Consider the following 21,121-nt stretch of genomic DNA (forward strand, 5'->3'; position numbering starts at 1 on the left):
GGTCTGCGGTCGTTCTGTCTGGGGCGTTTTTCCTAGGCTTCGGGAGCGTCGGCCCACTCGGTGACGTCGAGGGCGTCACCCACGGACACCGTGCCGGGTGCGGTCACCGCGAACTTCGTGCAGAAGGCCACGCCTCCGTCGGCCACCCGGCGGTAGGCGGCCAGGGCGCGCAGCGGTTCGGGGCCGCGCCTGACCCCGGTCTCCTGGTCGACGGTGGTGACCGCGCAGCGGGTGCACATCTTCGCGTAGCCCAGTTCGGTGGTGCCCACGCGCACGCGGCGGACCAGGTCCTCGGTGTGCGGCTCGGCCCAGCCCGTGACGACGATGTTGGGTCGGAAGCGCTCCATGGGCACGGGGTCGTCGCCGTTGGCCACGATGCGCTCGTTGAGCAGGTCCAACGAGGTCACCGACCCGATGACGACGGCGTGGCCGTCCGCGAACCCGGCGGTGCCCGGGGTGACCCCCGTGGTCACGCGCCGGTTGTCGTCGGGGACCCGCACCAGGCGGCTGGGGCGGCCGAACAGGTCGGTGAGCCACCCGGCGGCCTCGTCCCCCTGGTCCACGCCCACCAGCGGGTTGTGGTGCACGGTCACGTCCAGGCGGGGGCCCTCGGGGTCCACGTCCACCTTCAGGGGGGAGCGGCCCTCCACGGTCAGCACCAGCCGGGAGCCGTCCGCGGCCAGGTCCGGGACGATCCGCGCCATGTGCGGGTCCCTGCGCTGGCTGCGGAAGTCGCCGTCGTCGTCGACCACCATGAACGAACGGTCGTGGGTGATCCCGGCGGGGGTGAACTCGGCGGTGGTGAGGGACTGCCCGGCGCACCCCTTGACGGGGTGGACGGCGAGGGCTGACAAGCGGGCGGTCGGAGTGGGGCTCATGCCGACGACGCTACCGGCCCGGTTCGTGAGCGGTGGACGGCCCCTGACGGGAGCCCTGTGGCGCTGGAGGTGTGGCGTACGCCACACCGCGTAACTGTACCTTCCGGAAGGTACAGTTACTGCCATGCGACCCAGTTCGAGAACACTCATCCTCGATGCCGCCGTCCGGCTGACGGATCGGCGGGGCATCACCGCGCTGACCCTGGAGGCCACCGCCGAGGAGGCCGGGCTCACCAAGGGCGGGCTCCTCTACCACTTCCGGACCAGGGACGATTTGGTCCTGGCGATCCAGCACCACCTCACCCGGCACTGGGAGGAACGGCTCGTCGCCGAACTCGGCAAGCCCTGGTCCCAGGCCACCAGCCTGGAACGCGGCGCCGCCTACGTACGCGTCATGATGCGGGACGAGGTCCGCCACGCCGACCTCGCCTTCATGGTCGAGGCCGAGTCCAACCCCGAACTGGCCCGGATCTGGGACGAACTCATGGAGCGGTGGGTCCCCACCCCGCACACGCTCGACCCCCGCGGGCTGGACCTCTTCCTGGCGCGTCTGGCCGCGGACGGGCTGCTGCTGTTCAACGCCACCCCCGGCAACGCCCTCCCCGACGAGGTGGCACGGGCGCTGCGGGCCCGCGTCGCCGACCTGGTCGCCGGCGAACCGGCCAACCCGGGGGAGCGGGGGGAGCGGCCGTGAGCGACGTCCGCGACCCCGGAGCCCCCGAGCCCGGTGCCAGCCCGGTCTCCGGAGCCAGGCGCTGGCTGGTGTTGGCCGCCGTCTCCGCCGGGCTGCTCCTCATCTCGGTGGACATGACCGTGCTGTACACGGCCCTGCCCACCCTCAGCTCCGACCTCGGGGCCAGCGCCTCGGAACGGCTCTGGATCATCAACGCCTACCCGCTGGTGATGGCGGGCCTGCTGCTCGGCGCCGGGACCCTCGGCGACCGGGTCGGCCACAAGCGCATGTACCTGGTGGGGCTGGTGCTGTTCGGCGCGGCCTCGCTGGCCGCCGCCTACGCCGCCAGCCCGGCCGTGCTCGTCGCCGCGCGCGCCTTCCTCGCGGTGGGCGCCGCCGCGATGATGCCCGCCACGCTGTCGCTGATCCGCGTCACCTTCGAGGACGAGCGCGAACGAGGGATCGCGATCGGTGTCTGGGGCACCATGGCGATGGTCGGAGCGGCGATCGGCCCCATCGTCGGCGGCGCCCTGCTGGAGTTCTTCTGGTGGGGCTCGGTCTTCCTGGTGAACGTGCCGATCGTGTTGGCGGCGCTGGTCCTGGCCGCCGTGGTGGCACCCGGCGGCTCGGGCGGCTCCGACCGCCCCTGGGACGTCGTCGCCTCCGCGCAGGTGATGGTCGGCCTGGTGGGTGTGGTCTACGCGATCAAGGAGCTGACCGGCCCGGAGCCCTCGGCCGTCGCGGTCGTGGTCGCCGCGCTCGCCGCGGTCGGGGGCCTCTGGAGCTTCGTGCGGCGCCAACGCGGTCAGGCGCACCCGCTGATCGACTTCTCGCTCTTCCGCGACCCCCGCATCCTCGTGGGCGTGCTCGCCGCCGGGATGGCGATGTTCGCCCTGGCGGGTGTGCAGCTGGTCCTCACCCAGCGCCTGCAACTCGTCCTCGGCTTCACCCCCTTGCAGGCGGGGACCACCGTGGCCGCCATGGCCCTGGGCTCCCTGCCGGTGGGGGTGGTCGTCGGGGCACTGCTGCACCGGGTGGGCACCCGGCCGATGATCGTCGCCGGGTTGGCGACCTCCGCCCTCGGCACCGTGGTGGTCGCCGTGGCCTCGGCCGCGCCGCTGGCGTGGACTGTGGCGGGGCTCCTGGTGATCGGAGCGGGCACCGCGGCGGCGATGACGGCCGCCTCCGCGGCGATCGTGGGCAACGCCCCCGCGCACCGGGCCGGGATGGCCGCCTCGGTGGAGGAGGTCTCCTACGAGCTGGGCAGCCTGTCCGGGGTCGCGGTGCTGGGCAGCCTGATGGCCGCCGTCTACACCCGGACGGTCGTTCTGCCCGCCGGTGCGCCTCCCTGGGCGGCCGAGGGCATGGACGAGGCCCGTGCGGCCGCCGGGGAGCTGGACTCCGGGGGCTCCGCCGAGCTACTGGACGCCGCCGCCCGGGCGTTCGACAACGGTTACCTGGCCACCTTGGTCATCGCCGCGGGTGTCCTGCTCGTCTCGGCCGTGTTCGCACTTCTCCACGGGCGCGGTCGGCGGGACGGGGCGCCGGCCGCCGCCCCGGGTCAGGAGGGCCAGGTGAACAACGAGATGAGGTTCTGCGAGTAGACCGCGAGGAAGGCCGTGGCGACCACGGCGCAGACCGCCGCCGCGAGCAGGGCGGACGACGGTCGGGGGAACCGTCGGACCACGGCCCACACGAGGAGTGCCGCGCCGAGGGTGATCGACCCCCACCAGTACGGGGCCGGAGTGGTGTCGGCGATGACGGTGAGTCCGTACACGCCCTCACCGACCAGGACGCCGCTCATCGCGCCCGCCGCGAGCGGGGCGACCCGGTCGCCGTTCCTGAGGGCGTGCCCTCCCCACCCCAGGAACGGGCCGACCACGACCGCGGCCGTGCACCAGAAGAGCGATCCGCTCGGAGACGGGGAGAATCCCCTCAGGAGCGAGGCCACGTCGTATCCGCCCACCATGGCGAACAGCGCGAGCACTCCGACCGCGACGGCGAACCCGCGCCGGGGTGACAGGGACGCGAGGAGGAGGGCGGCCAGGCTCCAGGAACCCGACGAGTTGGCCAGGGGCGACAGCACCTCGGGGAGGAGGCCCTGCCCGAACGAGGTGAGGACGCCCACCAGGAACCCCGCCGCCACGGCCAGGACCAGACGGGGCCAGGGAGAGGTCTCCGGTGCGGGTCGGACGGTGTCCTCCACCGGCGGTGCGGTCGGGGACGCGGACGGCCGGTCGCCGCTGTTCGTGGTCACGGTGGCGGTGCTCCTCGGGGTACGACTGCCGGGACTCGGCCCCGGGGGTCAACCTCCGGGGCCGTTCCCCCTGACTATCGCCGGGGCACCCTCCGACGGTTCGTCAGCGGGCGACGCGGAAGAACCCCTCGGAGATCAGCGTGCGCAGTGCCTCCGGGGTGCGTTCGCGGATCAGCACCGGGTCCTCGCCCATGAGGTCGGCGATGGCGTCCAGTAGCGGACCGACCGGCATCGTGCCGTCGCAGACGCTCGCCAGGGCCGCTTCCACGGTGCCGATGCGGGCCACGCGGCGCAGCCCGTCGCGCTGGCGCAGCAGGATCTTCTCCGGGTCGGGCGCCCCCGGCACGGCCACGCGCTCCTCGACCACGTTCGGCGCCAGGGCCACGTGCGCGGCCAGCAGGGCCGCGTCGGTGAGGCGGTGGGCGGTCATCGCCCCGTCCACCACGTCCGGCAGGTAGGGGCCGACCGGCTGCTGGACGTCGTGCCGCAGCTCCTCCACCCGCACGGTGGCGTCCTGGGCGACGTCGTTGCGCAGGCTGATCCAGCCGAACCCGATGCCCTTGATGCCCTCGCGGTCGAAGTAGTCCAGCCAGGCGTCGTACCGGCGCGTGTACTCGGGGGTGCCGTGCTCGCAGGAGTCGCGCAGCCACAGCTCCACGTACTCGGCGGGGTCCTGTACGTCGCGCTGCACCACCCACCCGGAACAGCCCGTGCCGGTGATCCAGCCGCCCACGCGGTCCTGCCAGTCGTCGGAGTCGGTGTGCGTCCAGTTCGCGAGGAACTGCGCCCACCCGCCCTCGGTGAGGTGGGCCGGGGCCTGCCGGACCAGCTCGGCGCAGACGGTGTCGCCGGGAAGGTCCGACTCGCGGTAGGTGTAGCGGGCCGCCTCGGGGGTGATCACGAACGGCGGGTTGGACACGATGAGGTCGAAGCGCTCGTCCCGGACCGGCTCGAACAGCGACCCCTGGGCCAGCCGCGCGCCGGAGATCCCCGACAGCGCCAGGCTGATCCCGGCCAGGCGCACCGCGCGCGGGTTGAGGTCGGTGGCGACCACCTCGCGGGCCCGGGAGGCCAGGTGCAGGGCCTGCACGCCGCAGCCGGTGCCCAGGTCCAGGGCGCGCTCGTAGGGGCCGTCGACCATCAGCCGGGAGAGGTTGGCCGAGGCGCCGCCCGCGCCGACGACGTGGTCGGCGCGCGGGACGTCCCCGCTGCCCGGGCGGACCTTGGGGTCGGACACCACGAAGCCGGGGCGGCCGTCCTCCAGTTCCCAGGGGCCGAGGTGGACCAGGGCGCGCACGACCGTGCCGCCCGGTCCCTCTTCGACGGAGACCAGTCCGGCGTCGGCCAGTTCGTCGACGGGCAGGATGGAACGTGCCGCGCGCGCCGGGATGGGGGACTGGAGCCACCACAGGCGCAGGAGCAGTCCGAGGCGTTCCTCCCCGCCCGTGGCGCGGAGTGCGGGCACGAGCTGCTCGCGGGCCAGGGCCTTGGCGGCGGCGTCGCCGAGGCGGTCGCGGACCCCGGACACCGTGTAGTCGGCGTCGATCAGGATGCCGCGGAGGCGGTCGGCGAGTCCTCGCGGGAATTCTGTCTCAGACACCCGCCCATTATCGGTCAGGTGACGAGGTGCCCCGGTGGGGCGGTCGCGGTTCAGGAGGCACCGGGCGCGGGGGTGTCCCCTCCGGTGCTCCGCCCGGCCGCCCGATCCGCCGCCTCGTCGCGTTTGCGGAACAGGCGGGGGATGTAGAGGAACCCGAAGACGCCCAGGGCGATCCCGGTCACACACACGCCGATCCACCACGTCTCGGAGGCCGGAAGACCGTCTCCCATGGCCAGGAGGACCACGAGCGCGATCGCCCACGCGGCCGTGCCGATGGCGGCCGGGACGCGGTAGTCGCTCTCGTGGACTTCGGGATCGGGCTGGCGAGGTTTGGGCACGGTCCCAGGCTATCCGCTGGGTGCGGAGGGAGGGGGAGAGGCGCCGGAGGCCGAGGTCGGCGGAGAGATGCCTTGGTCACACCCGATGATCCGATCCTCCGATGATATGGCGGTTTCTCTGAAAATGATGTGAAACAGGTGTCGGCTGTTGTACGAAGATGCAACTAACCTGGCGCAGAATCCTTGTTGTCCGGTAAACCGACGAGGTCAGGCTGACGACGTGAACGCACCGACACCATCCCCCACCGACGAACAGAGGAGACCCAAGGGCTTCCTCGACCACTTCTTCCGCGTGTCCGAGCGCGGTTCCACCCTCGGGACCGAGATCCGCGGTGGGATGGCGACCTTCTTCGCCATGGCCTACATCGTCGTCCTCAACCCGCTGATCATCGGCACCGCCGAGGACGTCAACGGCGACACCCTGGGCATCCCCGGCGTCGCCGCCATGACCGCCCTGGTCGCCGCGCTCTCCTGCGTGCTCATGGGCGTGGTCAGCCGCTACCCCTTCGCCATCGCGGCGGGCATGGGCCTGAACGCGGTGGTCGCCTACGGCATCGCCCCGCTCATGCCGTGGGCGGACGTCTTCCTGCTGATCATCATCGAGGGCGTCGTCCTGCTCGTCCTCGTGCTGACCGGCTTCCGGACCGCCGTCTTCGCCGCGATCCCGCCCGGCCTCAAGGTCGCGATCGCCGTGGGCGTGGGCCTGTTCCTGGCCCTCATCGGCTTGGTCAACGCCGGGTTCGTGCAGGCCGGTGACGGAACCCCGGTCCAGCTCGGCGACGGCGGGCTCAACGGCTGGCCGATCCTCGTCTTCGTCGTCGGCCTGCTCCTGAGCATCGGCCTCTACGTGCGCAAGGTGCGCGGCGCCCTGCTCATCGGCATCGTCGCCACCACGTTCCTCGCCATCGCGGTGGAGACGCTCCTCGGTGACGGGGGCGACGGCCTCGGATGGGGTCTGACCGTCCCGAGCCTGCCCAGCGATCCCGGTGCGCTGATCGCCCTCCCCGACATCTCCCTGCTGGGCCTGTTCCTCGACGGCGGGCTGGCCGGACGCTTCTCCGACATCGGCGTCGCCACGGTCGTCATGCTGGTCTTCACCCTGCTGCTCGCCGACTTCTTCGACACCATGGGCACCATGGTCGGCGTCGCCCACCAGGGCGGCATGGCCGACGAGGACGGCAACATCGAGGGCACCCGCGAGGTGCTGGTGGCCGACTCCCTCGGCACCGTCCTCGGCGGCATCGGCTCCGCCTCGGTCGCCACGCTCTACGCGGAGTCCGCGGCGGGCGTCGGCGAGGGCGCCCGCACGGGTATCGCCCCGATCGTCACCGGCGCGATGTTCCTGGTCGCGACCCTCTTCACGCCGCTGGTCACCCTGGTGCCGTTCGAGGCGGCCACCCCGGTCCTGGTGATCGTGGGCTTCATGATGATGACCCAGGTGACCAACATCGACTTCAAGGACCCGGCCATCGGCATCGGCTCCTTCCTGGCGATCATCATGATGCCGTTCACCTACTCGATCGCGAACGGCATCGGGTTCGGTCTGCTCGCCTACGCCTTCGTCATGCTGGTCACGGGCCGCGGCCGCCGGGTGCACCCGCTGCTGTGGCTGATCTCGGTGGTCTTCCTGATCCACTTCGCGGAGGCGCCGATCTACGCCCTGATCGGCTGACTCGCGCTCCCCTCACCGGTGCCTCCCGGCCCGGTGAGCCGTGTCGGCCCTCGTCGTGGAGCGCCCCGGTGGTCGCGCCGGCACGGCGAAACCGGGAGGAAGGGGCCGAACCCGGGCGCGGGGTGCGGGGGGAGGGGTCCACGCGGGACCCGGCGGGAATGCGGGCGGGGGTGGTCCGCGTTGCGACAGGTGATGAGTCAACGCCGTTTACTTCTCTGCCCCCGAAACCACGCCCGGGTGGACGTCCCCACCCCGTTCCACCGTCGGACGGGGAGGGACTGATGCGCCGTGCCGCGATGTTCCGGTCCCTGGCCGTCCGCAACTACCGCGTCTACGCCCTCGGCCAGCTGGTCTCCAACCCCGGCACCTGGATGCAGCGCATCGCCCAGGACTGGCTGGTCCTCCAGCTCAGCGGAGGCAGCGGAATCGCGCTCGGCCTGACCACCGCGCTCCAGTTCCTGCCCATGCTCTTCCTCGGGCTCTGGGGCGGCGCCATGGTCGACCGCTTCGACAAGCGCAAGCTCCTGATCGGCACCCAGGCCACCATGGGCGTCCTCGCCGTCGGCCTGGGCGTCCTGGCCACCCTCGGCGCCGCCCAGGTCTGGCACGTCTACCTGTTCGCCCTCGGCCTCGGCATGATCACCGTGCTCGACAACCCGGGGCGCCAGGCGTTCGTCCCCGAGATGGTCGCCCGCGAGATGCTGCCCAACGCGATCGCCCTGAACAGCGCCAGCTTCCAGCTCGGCCGCGTCACCGGACCCGCCGTCGCCGGTGTGCTCATCGGCCTGGTCGGCAGCGGCCCGGTGTTCATGGTCAACGGCCTCTCGTTCGCCTTCACCATCGTGGCGCTCCTGCTGATCCGCACCGCCGAGCTCAACCCCACCGAACCCGTTCCGCGCGGCAAGGGGCAGATCCGTGAGGGCCTGCGCTACATCGGCGGTAGACGCGACCTGGTCCTGCTGCTGGTCCTGGCCGGTTCCGTGCAGTTCTTCGGCGCCAACGCGCAGAACCAGATCGCACTCATGGTCAACAACGTGTACGAGGCCGGTGCCACCGCCTTCGGGGTGGCCGCCGCCTCGCTCGCGGTGGGCGCGCTGGCCGGAGCGCTGTTGGCGGCGCGTCGCGACCACCCGAGGCTGAAGCTGGTACTGGTCGGTGCGATGGGCTTCGGAGCCACCCAGCTCCTGGCGGGCCTCATGCCCGGCTACGTCTCGTTCGTCGTGGTCCTGGTGCCCATGGGCGTGCTCTTCATGACTTTCGTGACCACGCTCAACGCCACCTTCCAGCTGAGCGTCGACCCCCAGATGCGCGGCCGGGTCATGAGCATGTTCCTGCTGGTGTTCATGGGCGTGGCCCCCATCGGCGCACCCGTGGTGGGCCTGATCGCCGATGCCTTCGGGCCGCAGGCCAGCCTCCTCACGGGCGGCGCGGTGACGGTCGTGGTGGTCGGTGTCCTCACCGTGCTGCTGATGCGTGCGCGCGGGCTGTCCGCCGGTGCCCTGCTGCGCCGTCGCCGGGGCCGGGCGGCCGCCGGTGCCGAGACGGTTCGAAGCCCCGGCGGGACCGAGAGCGCTCCGGCCACCCCGGCACCAGCCGGGGGATCAGGCGGTGACCACCCGGGTGACCATGGAGACCGAACTGACCGCGAGCAACACCAGCACGGTGCGGCGGAACAGCTCGGCGTCCAGCCTGCGGAAGAGCCGCTCCCCCACGAGGGTACCGAGCACCAGGGCCGGGGCCCCGACCACCAGAAGGCCGCCGACCTGCGAGGTTAGCTGCCCGCCGAACCCGAAACCCACCAGTGTCGCCACGCTCGTCGCGGAGAACGTGACGGCGAGCGTGGCCCGCTGGACGCGGGGTTCCAGCTCGGACAGCCGCGACCCCTGGAGCCCCGCCACCATCAACGGGCCGTCGATCGCGGTGGAGGCGAACGCCGCCCCCGAGAGCGCGCTCATCCCGGCGACCGCCCCCAGACCGCCGGGCACGCGTACCCGCCGCCACACGAGTACCGTGCCGAGCACCACGGTGGTCGCGATCAGCACGAGCAGCACCCTCTCCGAGAGCACGTTGATCGCCCACAACCCGAACGGCACCCCCGCCAGCGCGCACACGAGCAGCAGCGAGGCCGCCCGCCGGTCCACGTGCGCACGGTCCCGCAGGGCGACCCACAGGTTCAGCGGAACGGCCAGGGTCGCGGCGACCACCACCGCCGTCACCGGGTCCAGCAGCAGGGCCAGCGGCGGGACGGCGGCCAGGGAGAACCCGAACCCGGCGGTGATGCGGACCAGGGCCGCGACGGTCAGGACCACGAACACACAGGCGAGGACGTACACGGGCGGCTCACAGGACGGTGGCGGACGGGGCGGACGTGCGGGACGCACCGCGTCGGAGGGTGGCGGGCGGACCGGGTCGAAGGGATGATGATCCCATGCCCCTGTTCGTCGCGCTGTGGCCGCCCGACCGGGTCCGCGACCACCTGCGCCGCGCGGTGCGCGAGGCCCGACCCACGGCACCGGACCTGCGCTGGAGCCCGCCGGGGAGATGGCACCTCACCCTGGTCTTCCTGGGGGAGCCCGGTGATCGCACGCCCCGGGTGGCCGAGGCCCTGGAACGCGCCGTGGAGGGCCGCCCGCCCCTGGACCTGACCCTCGACGGCTGGGGCGTTTTCCCCCGCCCCGAAGAACCGGACGCCGGACGGGGCGCCTCCGTGGTGTGGGCCGGTGTCCGGGGCGCCGGGCTGACCGGGCTCGCCGGTGCCCTGGCCGACTCCGCGCGGCACGCGGGGGTGCCCGTCTCGTCACGCCCCTTCGTGCCGCACGTCACCCTCGCCCGCTCCCGGCGGCCGCGCGACGTCACCCGGACCCTGCGTGCGCTGGGCCCGGCGACCCCCACCGACTGGCGTGCGGACCGGGTCGACCTCGTCGAGAGCCGCCCGTCGGGGCCGGACCGCTACCGGACCGTCCGGAGCTGGGGACTACCCTGGGGTAGCGAATCCCAACGAGCACCGGAGCGGGGCACGTCATGAGCATGCTCACCAACAACCGCAAGCAGCGCTGGCTGCTGCCCGTGGTGCTGGGTTCCATCATGCTCATCGTGGTGCTCGGCGCCATCCTCGGCTGAGCCGCGGCTTGACCCTGACACCGGTGTCAGGGTCCTAGCGTGCGGCCATGTCCACGCACACACTCCGATCCGGCTGGCTGGCCTGCCTGGCCCTCACGGCCTTCGCCGTCGGCACCGACGACCTCGTCATCGCCGGACTCCTCCCGGTCATGGCCGAGGACCTCGACGTCAGCGTCTCCGCCGCCGGACAGCTCGTCACCGTCTTCTCCCTCACCTACGCCGTGGCCGCGCCGCCACTGGCGGTCGCCACCGCGAGGCTGCCCCGCCGCACCCTGGTCGTCGCCGGGCTCGCGCTGTTCGCCCTCGTCAACCTGGTCACCGCCTTCGCGACCACGTACGCCGTCCTCATGGCCCTGCGGGTGGTCGCGGCGCTGACCGCCGCCGCCCTCACCCCCGCCGCCTTCTCCATGGCGGCCCGGCTCGCACCGGCCGGGCACACCGGGCGCGCGGTCGGCGCCGTCGCCGCCGGACTGACCGTCGCCCTCTTCCTCGGTGTGCCGCTCGGCGCTCTCCTGGGCTCTGCGTTCGGCTGGCGCTGGGCCTTCATCGCCGTCGCCCTGCTCACCGGCGCGGTCCTGCTCGCCTCGCTCCGGTTCCTGCCGCCGCTCCCGGGGGCGCCCGAGGCCGGGCTCCTCGCACAGATGCGCCCCCTGGGGCGCCCCGCGATCCTGACCTGCGTCGCCGGGACCGTCGCCGGTGCCTCCTGCGGCTTCATGACCTACACCTACCTCGCCCCGCTTACCCGGGACCTCACGGGTGCGGGTCCGATGGCCCTGGCCCCGCTGATCGCGGCGGTGGGCGCTGCCGGAGCCGTCGGGACCTTCCTGTGCGGGCGGGCCACCGACCGCTGGGGCGCCGACCGGGTCCTGCTTGCCACCTTCGCGGGGATGGTCGGGGCCAGCGCGCTCCTGGCCGCGCTCGCCCTCCCCTCCACCGTCCCGGTGTGGGTCCTGGGCTGCTCGCTGGCCCTGTGGGGGTTCGCCGCCTGGGGGTTCGCGGCCCCGATGAGCGCCCGCCTGCTGTTCCTCGCCGGGGACGCGGGCACCGAGGCGTTGGCCCTCAACACGGGCGGTCTCTACGTGGGGACGGCGGTGGCCGGTGCCCTGGGCGGAGCCGTCGTCGCCGGGTACGGGGGAACGGGCGTTCCCGTCGCGGCCACCGCGGTGGGGCTCGCCGCCCTGGCCCTGATGGCGTTCTCCGTCCGGCGCTTCCCGGCCACGGCCCCCTCGGAGAGCGCGCCCACCACGGCGTGAGCGCGTTTCGTAGGCTGGTGGGGCGGGCGCGTACCGGCGCGCCCGCCCCACGGAGGTCGGAGACGAATGCGCATCGGGGAACTCGCCGAACACACGGGCGCCAGCCCGCGCTCCCTGCGGTACTACGAGCAGCGGGGACTGCTCTCCTCGGAGCGCACGGCCAACGGGTACCGCGAGTACGGGCCCGAGGCCGTGGACCGGGTGCGCAATATTCGCTTGCTCCTCGAATCCGGTCTGACCTCAGAGGACGTGCGGGAACTCCAGGACTGCCTCGAACTGGACCTGGTCCGAGAACCCGCCTGCGCCGGGGTCGTGGAGCTCTACGAGCAGAGGCTCCAGGCGGTCCGGGAACGGATCGAGGCGCTCACCGCCACCCAGCACCGGATCGAACGCCAGCTCGCCGAGGGCACCGGCCACTAGACACCCGCGGAGGGGTCCGCGGCAGGGTTCCCCTGCGGTGGCGCGGTCGTGGACCAGACGGAGCGCGAGGTCGCGGAGCCCTTCGTGCGCCGGGGCCGACCCGTGCCGGTCCGTCGATTCCCCCATGCTCGGGTGCCGCCGTTCGCCGTGAATAGCATGGCGTCGAAGTTCTTCATTCCCCTCCCCTGAAGGGCCTTTCGTGAACGAGCGTCGAGCGGATCACTTCCGACGAGTCCGTACCGCCGCCTCACAGATGATGTGGACGGAGGACGATATCTACCCCTGGTTGGGGGAGGAATGGCCGTCACGTCTGTCCGCGGCGTGGGCGGCGCTGGAGGCGGAGTTGGCGCGTCTGGCGCGGCAGGATGTCCAGGCCCTGGAGGGCTTCGACCCCGCGCACCACCTGCTGTCGCGCCGGGGGCCGCAAGGGCAGCCGATCACGTTGACGCGGGCGGCCGATGACTGGCACCAGCGTCTGGTGAACGGGCCCAAGCTCACCCCGCAGCCGCGCCCGATGGGGTACGTGGGATTGGCTCCGGGCAGCGCGGTGGTTCTCACGACCGGATGGCACAGTTCGGTGAGCTATCTGTTCGAAGGGGAGTTCGACGCCCGCGTGGCCCCCGGGCGCCCGGCGGTGACATTCGGTCCCCAGAGCCGGGAGCTGGCCCAGGTGTACCGAGACGTGGCGGACCAGTTGCGGGCACCACTGCGGGACAGGCCCAAGACACCTGCGATGCCCCAGCCCACCGGACCCGACGCGCCAGCGCAGGCGAGGGAGGTGTCCGAGGCCGACTACGAGCGGCTGTGCGCTCTGGCCCGGGCGGCAGCTGAGGCGGTCCCCTCCCGGGACGAGGCCGTCGGCCTCTGGGAGCGGGGAGTCTCGGTGCCGGTGGTGGATGTCGCGCGGAGGGTGTCGCGCATCCTGGACGGGAGCCAGGAACCCGCGTGGGTCGAACCCACAGAAGGTGTGGAACCCTCCCTTCATTGTGTGCGTGATCTCGCCTTCGCTGTTCCCCTGGAGGAGGACGGTCGTTTTCAGAGGGAGATCTTCGACAGCGAAGAGGTCCCTCGAAGGCCGGACGAAAAGGAGTCCCTGGAGGACTACCAGTATTCCTCGTGGCCGATCAAGAGAGACCGCAGGATCGTGTTGACCCCGAGTTACGCCCTGGTGATCGCCGAGGTCCTGGACGAGCACGCGGCTCGGATCGCTCCCGGGCAGAGCGTGGGGCAGATGCAGTTCGACGCGTTCCCGCTGTGCATGTTCCTCCGCCGCCTCGAATCCCGGGTGGATGTGCTGTGAGAGAGGGCGACCAGTGGGGCCGCCCCTAAGCGGCCGCCCCGGCGAGGGAGACCGCACGCTCCACCAGGGCGGCGTTGTCGTGCGCCTCCACCCCCTCGGGCAGCCGCATCGTGTCCTCCAGGCCGATCCGGAGGTCCAGCCCCTCCTCCAGCGCCCGTTCGAGCATCGGCCACGCGGTCGCGTCCACCCCGTGCAGCATCCGGGGGACCCGCACCCGGCCCCGGTCCAGCACCCGGGTGATGGCCTCCGTGTTGCGCCGGGCGTCCTCCACCGCCACCTGGGTCGGCTCCACCAGCACCGCCGCCACCTCCACCCGGGTGGCGACCAGGATGCGCGCGGCGTCCACCGACCACACCCCCGCCTCCACCGCCACCCGGCGGTCGCCCAACAGGTTGACCAGGTCCACCGAGCCCGCCTCGTGCAGGTTCACCGACACCGAGTCGGGCAACGACGGCGACGCCCACCGGCTCACCAGGTCGTAGCGCCGCCACGGGTCGGGCTCCGCGGACAGGGCGGTGGTCAGGGACACCGGGACGTCGGGCCCGTCCGCGCGCAGGCGCTCCATGAGCTCGGCCACCACCCCGGGCTCCAGGGACTCCGCCCCGCGCGCGTCGCGCGGGTGGACGTGGAGGCCGGTGGCGCCCGCCGCCACCACGGCGTGCGCGTCGGTGACGAGTTGGTCGACGGAGACGGGCAGCGCCGGGTGCGCACCCGGACGGCGGTCACCGTTGAGACAGGCGACGATCCTCATGAGGTCTCTCCTTGCGGCGCTCTCACTGCCGAATGTGCCCGTTCACACCCGGGTGCAAGCCCCCGGCGGGCGGCCCTGGCAGGATGGCGGGCATGAGAAGCTCTCTGACCCTCGTCGCCGCCGCCCTCCTCGCGCTGGCTCCGGCGGTTCCCGCCGTGGCGGCCACCGCGGACCCCGAGGACGGCACCGGCGGGTTCGACTACCCGCGCGGCAGCGAGGGCCCCGAGGGTTCGGAGATCGCCTTCGAGTTCCAGGACGACCGCATCTCCGAGTCCAGCGGCCTGGCACCCTCCCTCCTGCACGAGGGGGTGTGGTGGACGCACAACGACAGCGGCGACCACCCCTCCGAGGTGTACGCGGTGAACGAGGACGGCGAGACCGTCGCCACCGTCACCCTCAACGTGGAGCGGCGCGACTGGGAGGCGATCAGCGTCGCCCAGGGGCCGGACGGGGTTCCGGCCGTCTTCGTGGGCGACATCGGCGACAACTTCGGCGGTGGGTGGCCGAGCGTCCGCGTCTACCACTTCACCGAACCCGAGGTCCTCGGCGACTCCGCGCTGGACCCGTCGGTGTTCACCTTCACGTACGAGGACGGCGGGCGCGACGCGGAGGGGATGATGATCGACCCCCGCAACGGTCGGCTGTACGTGGTGTCCAAGGAGTTCGCGGGCAGCGTGTACGTCGCGCCGGAGAACCTGGACCCGGTCGGTGAGAACGTCCTGACGAGAGTGGACTCCGCGCCGCTCTTCGCCACCGACGCCGCGTTCAGCCCGGACGGCACCCGCTACGCCATCCGTACCTACTGGGGTGTGAGCGTGTACGACGGGACGAACGGGGTGCCGGGCCGCCCGGTGGGCTCCTTCGACCTGCCGGAAATGGACCAGGGCGAGTCGGTGGCCTTCACCCCGGACGGGTCCGCGCTGATGGCCGGGAGCGAGGGGGCGAACTCCCCGGTCTGGCGTGTGCCGCTGTCGGGCGAGCAGCTCCCGGAGATGGCCGCGGACACGGAGGACGCGGCCGAGGCCTCCCCGGTCGTCGACGAGTCGGCCGCCGAGGAACCGGAGGAGGCCGACGCGGGCGGCGCGCTGCCGCTCATCCTCGGCGGGGCGGCGGTGGCGGTGGTCCTGATCGGCGCCATCGTCCTGCTGGTGCGCCGTACCTGAGCCCGCTCCGCCGGTCCGGCCCTCAGCGCCACCGGTCCCGACCCCGGGGCTACACTGTCCGGCAACCTACGTGGAGGTCCCTGATGGGTGATGGCGCGAATCCGGACCAGCGCACGCATGTCCTCTCAAGGCAGGATCACGCGGATTCCGGGGCGGAAGGTGAGTCCATCTCGCGGCCGCTCACCTTCGCCGAAGAGGTGAACAGCCTGCGCGCGGCCCTGGAGCGGGAGCTGGCGACCAGGGTGGAGGAGCGCGGCGGGACGGCGGAGCTCCTGTCCTCCGAGGCCCTGACCATTGTTTTCCTCCTGGACGAGTTCTCGGCCCGCATCCGCCTCCAGGTGCGGGAGGGAGACCTCGACGGGGAGGCCGAAGCCCTCGCGGAGCTGTCCGACAAGATGAGCGCGATCGTCAACGCCGCCATGTGGTCGGGGCGCTGATTCCGCGTTCCCCGGGACCTGTCGCGCACTCCTCGCCGGGACCGGTCCCCGAGCCCGCGCCGAAGGGCCCAGGGACGGGGGCCTACTTGGCGGGCTGGGGGTCCAGGTAGTGCTCGCGGCACAGGAACGCGTGCCGTGAGAAGTCGGTGAACACGCCGTCCACCCCCGCGTCGAAGAAGGCCTCGTACTCGGCGGCGAAACCCCCGTAGTCCTTGGGCTCGCCGTCCGAGCGCAGGTCCTCGGGGAGGAAGTGGTTCTCGCTGCGGAACGTGTAGGGGTGCACGACCAGACCCGCCTCGTGGGCGTCCCGGACCAGGTCGGTGGGCTCTCCCAGCGAGCCGTCCTCGTTGGTGGGGATGACCAGGCTCTTGTGCGGGCCGATGCCGTGCGCGAACGACGCCACCTCGGCCAGGCCGTCCGGGGTCGTGTGGTGCAGCCAGTGCTCCTCGGTCCCCATCAGGTAGACGAGCGGCAGCCCCGTCTCGGCGAGCTTGCGCAGGCTCTCGGCCTCGAAGGACTGGAGGAACACGGGCACCCGGGGCTCCTCGCCGACCAGCTCGGCCCCGCGCAGCGCGGCGATGAGCGGCGGTTCGAGGTCCAGGCCCTGCTCCACGTGGTGGGCCGGGTGCTTGGTCTCCGGGTAGATCCCGATGGGGCGGCCCAGCTCCTTGGTCAGGGACAGGGCCAGCTCGACGACCTCCTGGAGGGTCGGGATCTCGTAGGTGCCGTCCATCACCGCGTTGTCCGGTCGGACCCCGGCCATGCGCTCGCGGGCGCGCAGCGTCTTGATCTCGGCGAGGGTGAAGTCCTGCGCGTAGAACCCCTCGACGGTGCGCCCGTCGATGGTCCGCTCCGTGCGCCGGTCGGCGAACTCGGGGCGGTCGGCCACGTCGGTGGTCTCGCCGATCTCCTGCTCGTGGCGGCAGATCAGGTGCCCGTCCTTGGTGGAGACCAGGTCCATCTCGATGAAGTCGCCGCCGTGCCGGGCGCCCAGCTCGTACGAGGCCAGCGTGTGCTCGGGCCGGTGACCGGAGGCCCCGCGGTGGCTGATGATCTTGATGGGGAGTTCAGTCTTCTTGTTCCTGCGCACAGTGGGACCGTCCTGGGAAACGATGATCGGAAGAAGGAGGAGGAGGCCGACCCACGCGCGGCGGGTCGGCCTCCATTCTCCAGCGTCGGTGGACCGATTCAGGACGGTCTCCGGGTGAACCGCGTCAGGAGAGCTGGGCGAGGACGTGGTCGACGCACTCGGTGAGCGCGTTCACGTCGCTGGGCTCCACGGCGGGGAACATCGCCACGCGCAGCTGGTTGCGGCCCAGCTTGCGGTAGGGCTCGGTGTCCACGACGCCGTGGGCGCGCAGCACCTGGGCGATCCGGGCGGCGTCGACCTCCTCGGAGAAGTCGATGGTGCCGACCACCTGGGAGCGCTGGGCCGGGTCGGCGACGAACGGCGACGCGACGGGGGAGCGGTCCGCCCAGTTGTAGAGGATCGAGCTGGACTCGTGGGTGCGGGCCACGGCCCACTTCAGCCCGCCCTGGCCGTTCATCCACTCCAGCTGCTCGGCGAGGAGCAGGAGGGTGGCCACGGCCGGGGTGTTGTACGTCTGGTCCTTGGCGGAGTTGGCGACCGCCGTGGGCAGCGAGAAGAACTCGGGGACGTAGCGTCCGCTGGCCGCGATCTCGTCCACCCGGGCCAGGGCCCTGGGCGACATGACCGCGATCCACAGGCCGCCGTCGGCGGCGAAGCTCTTCTGCGGTGCGAAGTAGTAGACGTCGGTCTCGGTGATGTCGACGTGCAGGCCGCCCGCGCCGCTGGTGGCGTCGACCAGGACGAGGGCGTCCTCGTCCGCGCCGGCGACGCGGCGGATCGGTGCGGCCACACCGGTGGAGGTCTCGTTGTGGGTGAGCGCGTACACGTCCACCCCGGCCTCGGCGACGCTCTCGCCGTGGGTGCCCGGGTCGGTGGTGATGACCGTCGGGTCGTCCAGCCAGGGGGCGCCCTTGACGACCTTCGCGAACTTGCTGGAGAACTCGCCGAACGCCAGGTGCTGCGACTTGGAGCGCACCAGGCCGTGGGCGGCGATGTCCCAGAAGGCGGTGGTGCCGCCGTTGCCGAGGACCACCTCGTAGCCCTCGGGGAGGGAGAGAAGGTCGCGCACGCCTTCGCGGACCCGACCGACCAGGGACTTGACCGGCTTCTGCCGGTGGGAGGTCCCCAGGTAGCGGGAGCCGGAGGAGGCGAGGGCGTCGAGCTGGGCGGCACGGACTTTGGAGGGGCCGCTCCCGAAACGACCGTCGGCGGGCAGCAGGTTCGCGGGAATCTGAATCTCGGTCACGCGGACCAGCGTAGTGGTGGAGGTCGCCGGAGCGCCGGTCAGGTCGGCGATTGGTGGCGTGAAATCACGTGACCGTCACATCGAATCATCACAGGTGGGCGGGTACTGGCCGGTATGGGCCAGCCCCGATCGCGACAAAGGGGATGTCGACCCGGTGCCCTTTGCTGTCTGATGAGGCACTTGCCGCGGGGCGGGCCAGACAACACGATCCCGGAAGGAAGCTTCGAGTGTCCGATCAGACACCTGGCGAAGAAGAACGGACGGACCGGACCTTCGTCGGGGTCCTCGACAGCCTGGGCCGCCGCCCGACGCGCTCCGAGTACCTGACGCTCCGAGGCATCGCGCTCGCGGTGGCCCGGCGCCGCCCTCCTGGGTCTCCGAGGCGCTGCCCACCGGCGGCCTCACCCCGGAGGAACTCGGGCCCGTGGTCCGCTGTGGTGGATCGGCCTGAACCGGCACCCCTGCCCGCGCACCCAGGAGTAGTACGAGGAGCAGCGGGAGGAGCCGCACGGCGCGGTGAAGTGGACCCGCAACCTCACCGGGGTCTCGGGCCGCATCGAGTTCGACACCGTCAACGAGGGGAACTGGTTCGAAGGCCGCACGGTGCTGGTGGGGCCCGAGGTGGTCAATCCCGAAACCGGTGAACGCCAACGCCAGCACGTGGTCCAAAGGTGTGGCACGCGCAACGCGAACACGGTCGAACCCGGCGCCCGGTGTCAGTCCCCGGGCACCGGGGGCGGGGCGGACACGCCGTGAGAGTATGCGTCGTGTGGACCACCAGAACCCCGCGGAACTGCGGAAACCGTACCTGGGTGCACCGCTGCGCCGCCGCGACCTCGCCGACCGTCCGATGGCCCAGTTCCACGTGTGGTTCGGCGAGGCGCACGAGTCGGGTCTCGCCGAACCCAACGCGATGGTGCTGTCGTCGGTCGAGCCCTCCGGGATGCCCCGGTCGAGGACCGTCCTGATGAAGGGCTACGACGCGACCGGCCTGCGCTTCTTCACCAACTACACCTCGCGCAAGGGGCGCGCCCTGGCGGCCGATCCCCGGGCCTGCGTCGTGTTCCCCTGGCACGCGATCCGGCGCCAGGTCCTGGTCGCCGGGCGCGTGGAGCGGCTCGGGGACGAGGAGAACGACCTCTACTTCGCGTCCCGCCCCCGGGGGTCTCAGCTGGGCGCGTGGGCGAGCGAGCGCCAGTCGCGGCCGGTGGCCGACCGCGCCGAGCTGGACCGCCTCTACCGGGGGTTCGACACGGTGTGGCGGGCGGACGAGCCCGTCCCGAGGCCGTCCTACTGGGGCGGCTTCCGCCTGGTGCCCAGCGAGGTGGAGTTCTGGCAGGGCGGCGAGGACCGCATGCACGACCGGTTCCGCTACCTGTGGACCGACGGGGGTTGGGTGGTCGAGCGCCTCGCGCCGTGAGCCCCGGTCCCTCCAGCGGGGGCGCCCCCGACGCCGGTTCCCGCGCCGCGTTCCCCGGAGTGACGTTGGTCGCGTCGAACGCGGGTTCGAGTCGAATCGGGTCGACCGGCCCCTGTGCGGGGGACCTTCGGATACTTCACACACCGACGGGATCACCTGCACGCCTGTGACCTTGGACCCTTGCGCCGACGGAGAGTCGCGGTGGGGGAGTGTCCGGATCGTGAGACGGTGTCGAAATCCACGCACGCCGCGCCACGATATGCTGGACGCATCGGAGGTCGCTCCCGCGGTCGTGCGGACGCCCCGGTCCCCACCTGGCCCCAGGGAATCACGTGGTCCCGGCCTGTGTTGTGAGAGACCTGCCGTGCCCGCACGTGACCGCGCGTCGGGCGCAGAGCCTTGGGAGGGGAGTCTTGACCGCACACGGGCTGATCGACACCACGGAGATGTACCTCCGTACGGTCTTCGAGCTCGAAGAGGAGGGCATCGTCCCGCTTCGGGCCCGGATCGCCGAGCGCCTGCACCAGAGCGGCCCCACGGTGAGCCAGACCGTCGCCCGTATGGAGCGCGACGGCCTGCTGAGGGTCGAGAACGACCGCCACCTGGTGATGACCGCCGAGGGACGCAGGCTCGCCACCCACGTCATGCGCAAGCACCGTCTCGCCGAGCGCCTGCTCGTCGACGTCATCGGGCTGCCGTGGGAGGACGTCCACATCGAGGCCTGCCGCTGGGAGCACGTCATCTCCGAAGCCGTGGAGGAGCGCCTGGTCACGCTGCTCAACGCGCCCTCGGTGTGTCCGCACGGCAACCCGATCCCGGGCCTGGAGGAGCTGGGGCTGGAGGGGTACGCCCCCGAGCCGTTCACCGACGACTCCATCGTGCCGATGATCGACGCGGTCTCCCACACCGAGACCGCCGTCACGGTGCGCCGTATCAGCGAACAGCTCCAGCCCGACGCGGACATCATGCTGACCTTGCGCGAATCCGGGGTACAACCCGGACAGGAAGTCGTGCTTCAGGCAACGGACGACGGCGTGCGCGTCATCGGCGCGAGCGAGAACACCGAGCTCCCGGCGGATGTCGCCGGGCACATCTTCGTCGCCAAGCCGTGAAGCGTTCGTCCACGTTGATTGGTTGCTCATCGGGATTGTCTCATTGCGCTGCGGGAACGTTGACGGTGTTGCTACGCTCGCCCCAAGGTGTGGTCGTTCGGGGTACCCGGAGCAGGCATGTGTGCAGCTCATGACGGCGAGGTGGCGGCTAGATGACACGGTGGGGTGAGCCCTTCCGGGAGAGCGACGCGCTCGCCACGGCCGAGGTCGTCGACCAGGCCCAGATCGCCATCGTCGTCATCGACCGGTTCAGCCTTCTTCGCTACTGGAACCCGTACGCCCGCGAGCTGTTCGGGTTCGTAGGCGGGCGCGACTACGTGGGCCTGTCCCTGCTGGACATCGGCATCCACGAGTCCGACCGCGAACACGCCTCCCAGCTGGCGCGGCGCGT

Annotated in this window: 21 protein-coding genes and 1 pseudogene; 14 read left to right on the plus strand and 8 right to left on the minus strand. The window is 71.9% G+C overall.

The window, feature by feature from the left end; translation table 11 throughout:
• Positions 1–32: 32 nt before the first annotated feature.
• Positions 33–878 carry an MOSC N-terminal beta barrel domain-containing protein gene (locus ABZ635_RS20545; RefSeq protein ID WP_357767515.1) on the minus strand — a complete coding sequence of 282 codons (846 nt, stop codon included), beginning with the start codon at positions 876–878 and terminating at the stop codon, positions 33–35.
• Positions 879–1,002: 124 nt separating this feature from the next.
• Between ABZ635_RS20545 and ABZ635_RS20550 the strand changes: the two genes are divergently transcribed.
• Together ABZ635_RS20550 and ABZ635_RS20555 are read left to right on the plus strand one after the other, a co-directional pair.
• Entirely contained in the window at positions 1,003–1,572 is a 570-nt protein-coding gene (locus tag ABZ635_RS20550) for a TetR/AcrR family transcriptional regulator (RefSeq protein ID WP_357767518.1), read from the plus strand.
• On the plus strand, positions 1,569–3,155 hold the full coding sequence (locus ABZ635_RS20555) for an MFS transporter (RefSeq protein WP_357767521.1): 1,587 nt from the start codon (positions 1,569–1,571) through the stop codon (positions 3,153–3,155). Before ABZ635_RS20550 ends, ABZ635_RS20555 begins: the two co-directional genes overlap by 4 nt.
• Here ABZ635_RS20555 and ABZ635_RS20560 read toward each other — a convergent pair.
• From ABZ635_RS20560 to ABZ635_RS20570, 3 genes are all read right to left on the minus strand, one after another.
• Positions 3,113–3,808 carry a DUF6518 family protein gene (locus ABZ635_RS20560; protein ID WP_357767524.1) on the minus strand — a complete coding sequence of 232 codons (696 nt, stop codon included), beginning with the start codon at positions 3,806–3,808 and terminating at the stop codon, positions 3,113–3,115. The two genes, ABZ635_RS20555 and ABZ635_RS20560, sit on opposite strands and share 43 nt — an antisense overlap.
• 103 nt (positions 3,809–3,911) lie before the next feature.
• Positions 3,912–5,408, minus strand: a complete 1,497-nt coding sequence (locus ABZ635_RS20565; protein ID WP_357767527.1) for a methyltransferase — start codon at positions 5,406–5,408, stop codon at positions 3,912–3,914.
• A 50-nt stretch (positions 5,409–5,458) separates the two neighbouring features.
• Positions 5,459–5,746 carry a DUF2530 domain-containing protein gene (locus ABZ635_RS20570; protein WP_357767530.1) on the minus strand — a complete coding sequence of 96 codons (288 nt, stop codon included), beginning with the start codon at positions 5,744–5,746 and terminating at the stop codon, positions 5,459–5,461.
• A 220-nt stretch (positions 5,747–5,966) separates the two neighbouring features.
• On the opposite strand from ABZ635_RS20570, the gene ABZ635_RS20575 reads away from it, so the two are divergent.
• The gene (locus ABZ635_RS20575) at positions 5,967–7,418 is read left to right on the plus strand and encodes an NCS2 family permease (protein WP_357767533.1); all 1,452 of its coding nucleotides are present in this window, start codon (positions 5,967–5,969) and stop codon (positions 7,416–7,418) included.
• A gap of 281 nt (positions 7,419–7,699) precedes the next feature.
• Entirely contained in the window at positions 7,700–9,193 is a 1,494-nt protein-coding gene (locus ABZ635_RS20580) for an MFS transporter (RefSeq protein ID WP_357767536.1), read from the plus strand.
• Here the strand turns inward: ABZ635_RS20580 and ABZ635_RS20585 are convergent.
• Positions 9,104–9,931: pseudogene (locus ABZ635_RS20585) on the minus strand (sulfite exporter TauE/SafE family protein); the annotation flags it as partial. The gene ABZ635_RS20580 and the pseudogene ABZ635_RS20585 overlap by 90 nt on opposite strands.
• Here ABZ635_RS20585 and thpR point away from each other — a divergent pair.
• The 4 genes from thpR (at position 9,847) to ABZ635_RS20605 (ending at position 13,511) form a co-directional block, all read left to right on the plus strand.
• The gene (thpR, locus tag ABZ635_RS20590) at positions 9,847–10,443 is read left to right on the plus strand and encodes an RNA 2',3'-cyclic phosphodiesterase (RefSeq protein ID WP_357767539.1); all 597 of its coding nucleotides are present in this window, start codon (positions 9,847–9,849) and stop codon (positions 10,441–10,443) included. The pseudogene ABZ635_RS20585 and the gene thpR overlap by 85 nt on opposite strands.
• A gap of 142 nt (positions 10,444–10,585) precedes the next feature.
• Complete coding sequence (locus ABZ635_RS20595) at positions 10,586–11,791, plus strand: MFS transporter (protein WP_357767542.1); 1,206 nt, start codon at positions 10,586–10,588, stop codon at positions 11,789–11,791.
• Between the two features lie 66 nt (positions 11,792–11,857).
• Positions 11,858–12,211: a MerR family transcriptional regulator gene (locus tag ABZ635_RS20600; protein WP_357767546.1), complete on the plus strand. Its 354-nt coding sequence runs from the start codon at positions 11,858–11,860 to the stop codon at positions 12,209–12,211.
• Between the two features lie 199 nt (positions 12,212–12,410).
• Positions 12,411–13,511 carry a hypothetical protein gene (locus ABZ635_RS20605; protein WP_357767549.1) on the plus strand — a complete coding sequence of 367 codons (1,101 nt, stop codon included), beginning with the start codon at positions 12,411–12,413 and terminating at the stop codon, positions 13,509–13,511.
• Between the two features lie 25 nt (positions 13,512–13,536).
• Here ABZ635_RS20605 and ABZ635_RS20610 read toward each other — a convergent pair whose 3' ends face one another.
• Positions 13,537–14,262: a 3-keto-5-aminohexanoate cleavage protein gene (locus tag ABZ635_RS20610; protein ID WP_357767552.1), complete on the minus strand. Its 726-nt coding sequence runs from the start codon at positions 14,260–14,262 to the stop codon at positions 13,537–13,539.
• Between the two features lie 92 nt (positions 14,263–14,354).
• On the opposite strand from ABZ635_RS20610, the gene ABZ635_RS20615 reads away from it, so the two are divergent.
• Positions 14,355–15,425 (plus strand): WD40 repeat domain-containing protein, encoded by a 1,071-nt coding sequence (locus ABZ635_RS20615; RefSeq protein ID WP_357767555.1) that lies wholly within the window; start codon positions 14,355–14,357, stop codon positions 15,423–15,425.
• A gap of 197 nt (positions 15,426–15,622) precedes the next feature.
• Positions 15,623–15,862 carry a hypothetical protein gene (locus ABZ635_RS20620; RefSeq protein WP_357767557.1) on the plus strand — a complete coding sequence of 80 codons (240 nt, stop codon included), beginning with the start codon at positions 15,623–15,625 and terminating at the stop codon, positions 15,860–15,862.
• Between the two features lie 82 nt (positions 15,863–15,944).
• Here ABZ635_RS20620 and ABZ635_RS20625 read toward each other — a convergent pair whose 3' ends face one another.
• Both ABZ635_RS20625 and serC read right to left on the minus strand, forming a co-directional pair.
• Positions 15,945–16,952: a glycerophosphodiester phosphodiesterase family protein gene (locus ABZ635_RS20625; protein ID WP_357767560.1), complete on the minus strand. Its 1,008-nt coding sequence runs from the start codon at positions 16,950–16,952 to the stop codon at positions 15,945–15,947.
• Positions 16,953–17,076: 124 nt separating this feature from the next.
• Complete coding sequence (gene serC / locus ABZ635_RS20630; protein WP_357767563.1) at positions 17,077–18,198, minus strand: phosphoserine transaminase; 1,122 nt, start codon at positions 18,196–18,198, stop codon at positions 17,077–17,079.
• A 516-nt stretch (positions 18,199–18,714) separates the two neighbouring features.
• Here serC and ABZ635_RS20635 point away from each other — a divergent pair.
• The 4 genes from ABZ635_RS20635 to ABZ635_RS20650 form a co-directional block, all read left to right on the plus strand.
• Positions 18,715–18,954: a hypothetical protein gene (locus ABZ635_RS20635; protein ID WP_357767566.1), complete on the plus strand. Its 240-nt coding sequence runs from the start codon at positions 18,715–18,717 to the stop codon at positions 18,952–18,954.
• 13 nt (positions 18,955–18,967) lie between these two features.
• Positions 18,968–19,618 carry a pyridoxamine 5'-phosphate oxidase gene (gene pdxH, locus ABZ635_RS20640; protein ID WP_357767569.1) on the plus strand — a complete coding sequence of 217 codons (651 nt, stop codon included), beginning with the start codon at positions 18,968–18,970 and terminating at the stop codon, positions 19,616–19,618.
• A 413-nt stretch (positions 19,619–20,031) separates the two neighbouring features.
• Positions 20,032–20,730 carry an iron dependent repressor, metal binding and dimerization domain protein gene (locus ABZ635_RS20645; protein ID WP_357767572.1) on the plus strand — a complete coding sequence of 233 codons (699 nt, stop codon included), beginning with the start codon at positions 20,032–20,034 and terminating at the stop codon, positions 20,728–20,730.
• A gap of 152 nt (positions 20,731–20,882) precedes the next feature.
• A partial coding sequence (locus tag ABZ635_RS20650; RefSeq protein ID WP_357767575.1) for a PAS domain-containing protein occupies positions 20,883–21,121 on the plus strand: 239 nt, incomplete at its 3' end.

This window comes from Nocardiopsis sp. NPDC007018 (assembly GCF_040635075.1).
In the GTDB taxonomy this organism is placed as follows: Bacteria; Actinomycetota; Actinomycetes; order Streptosporangiales; family Streptosporangiaceae; genus Nocardiopsis.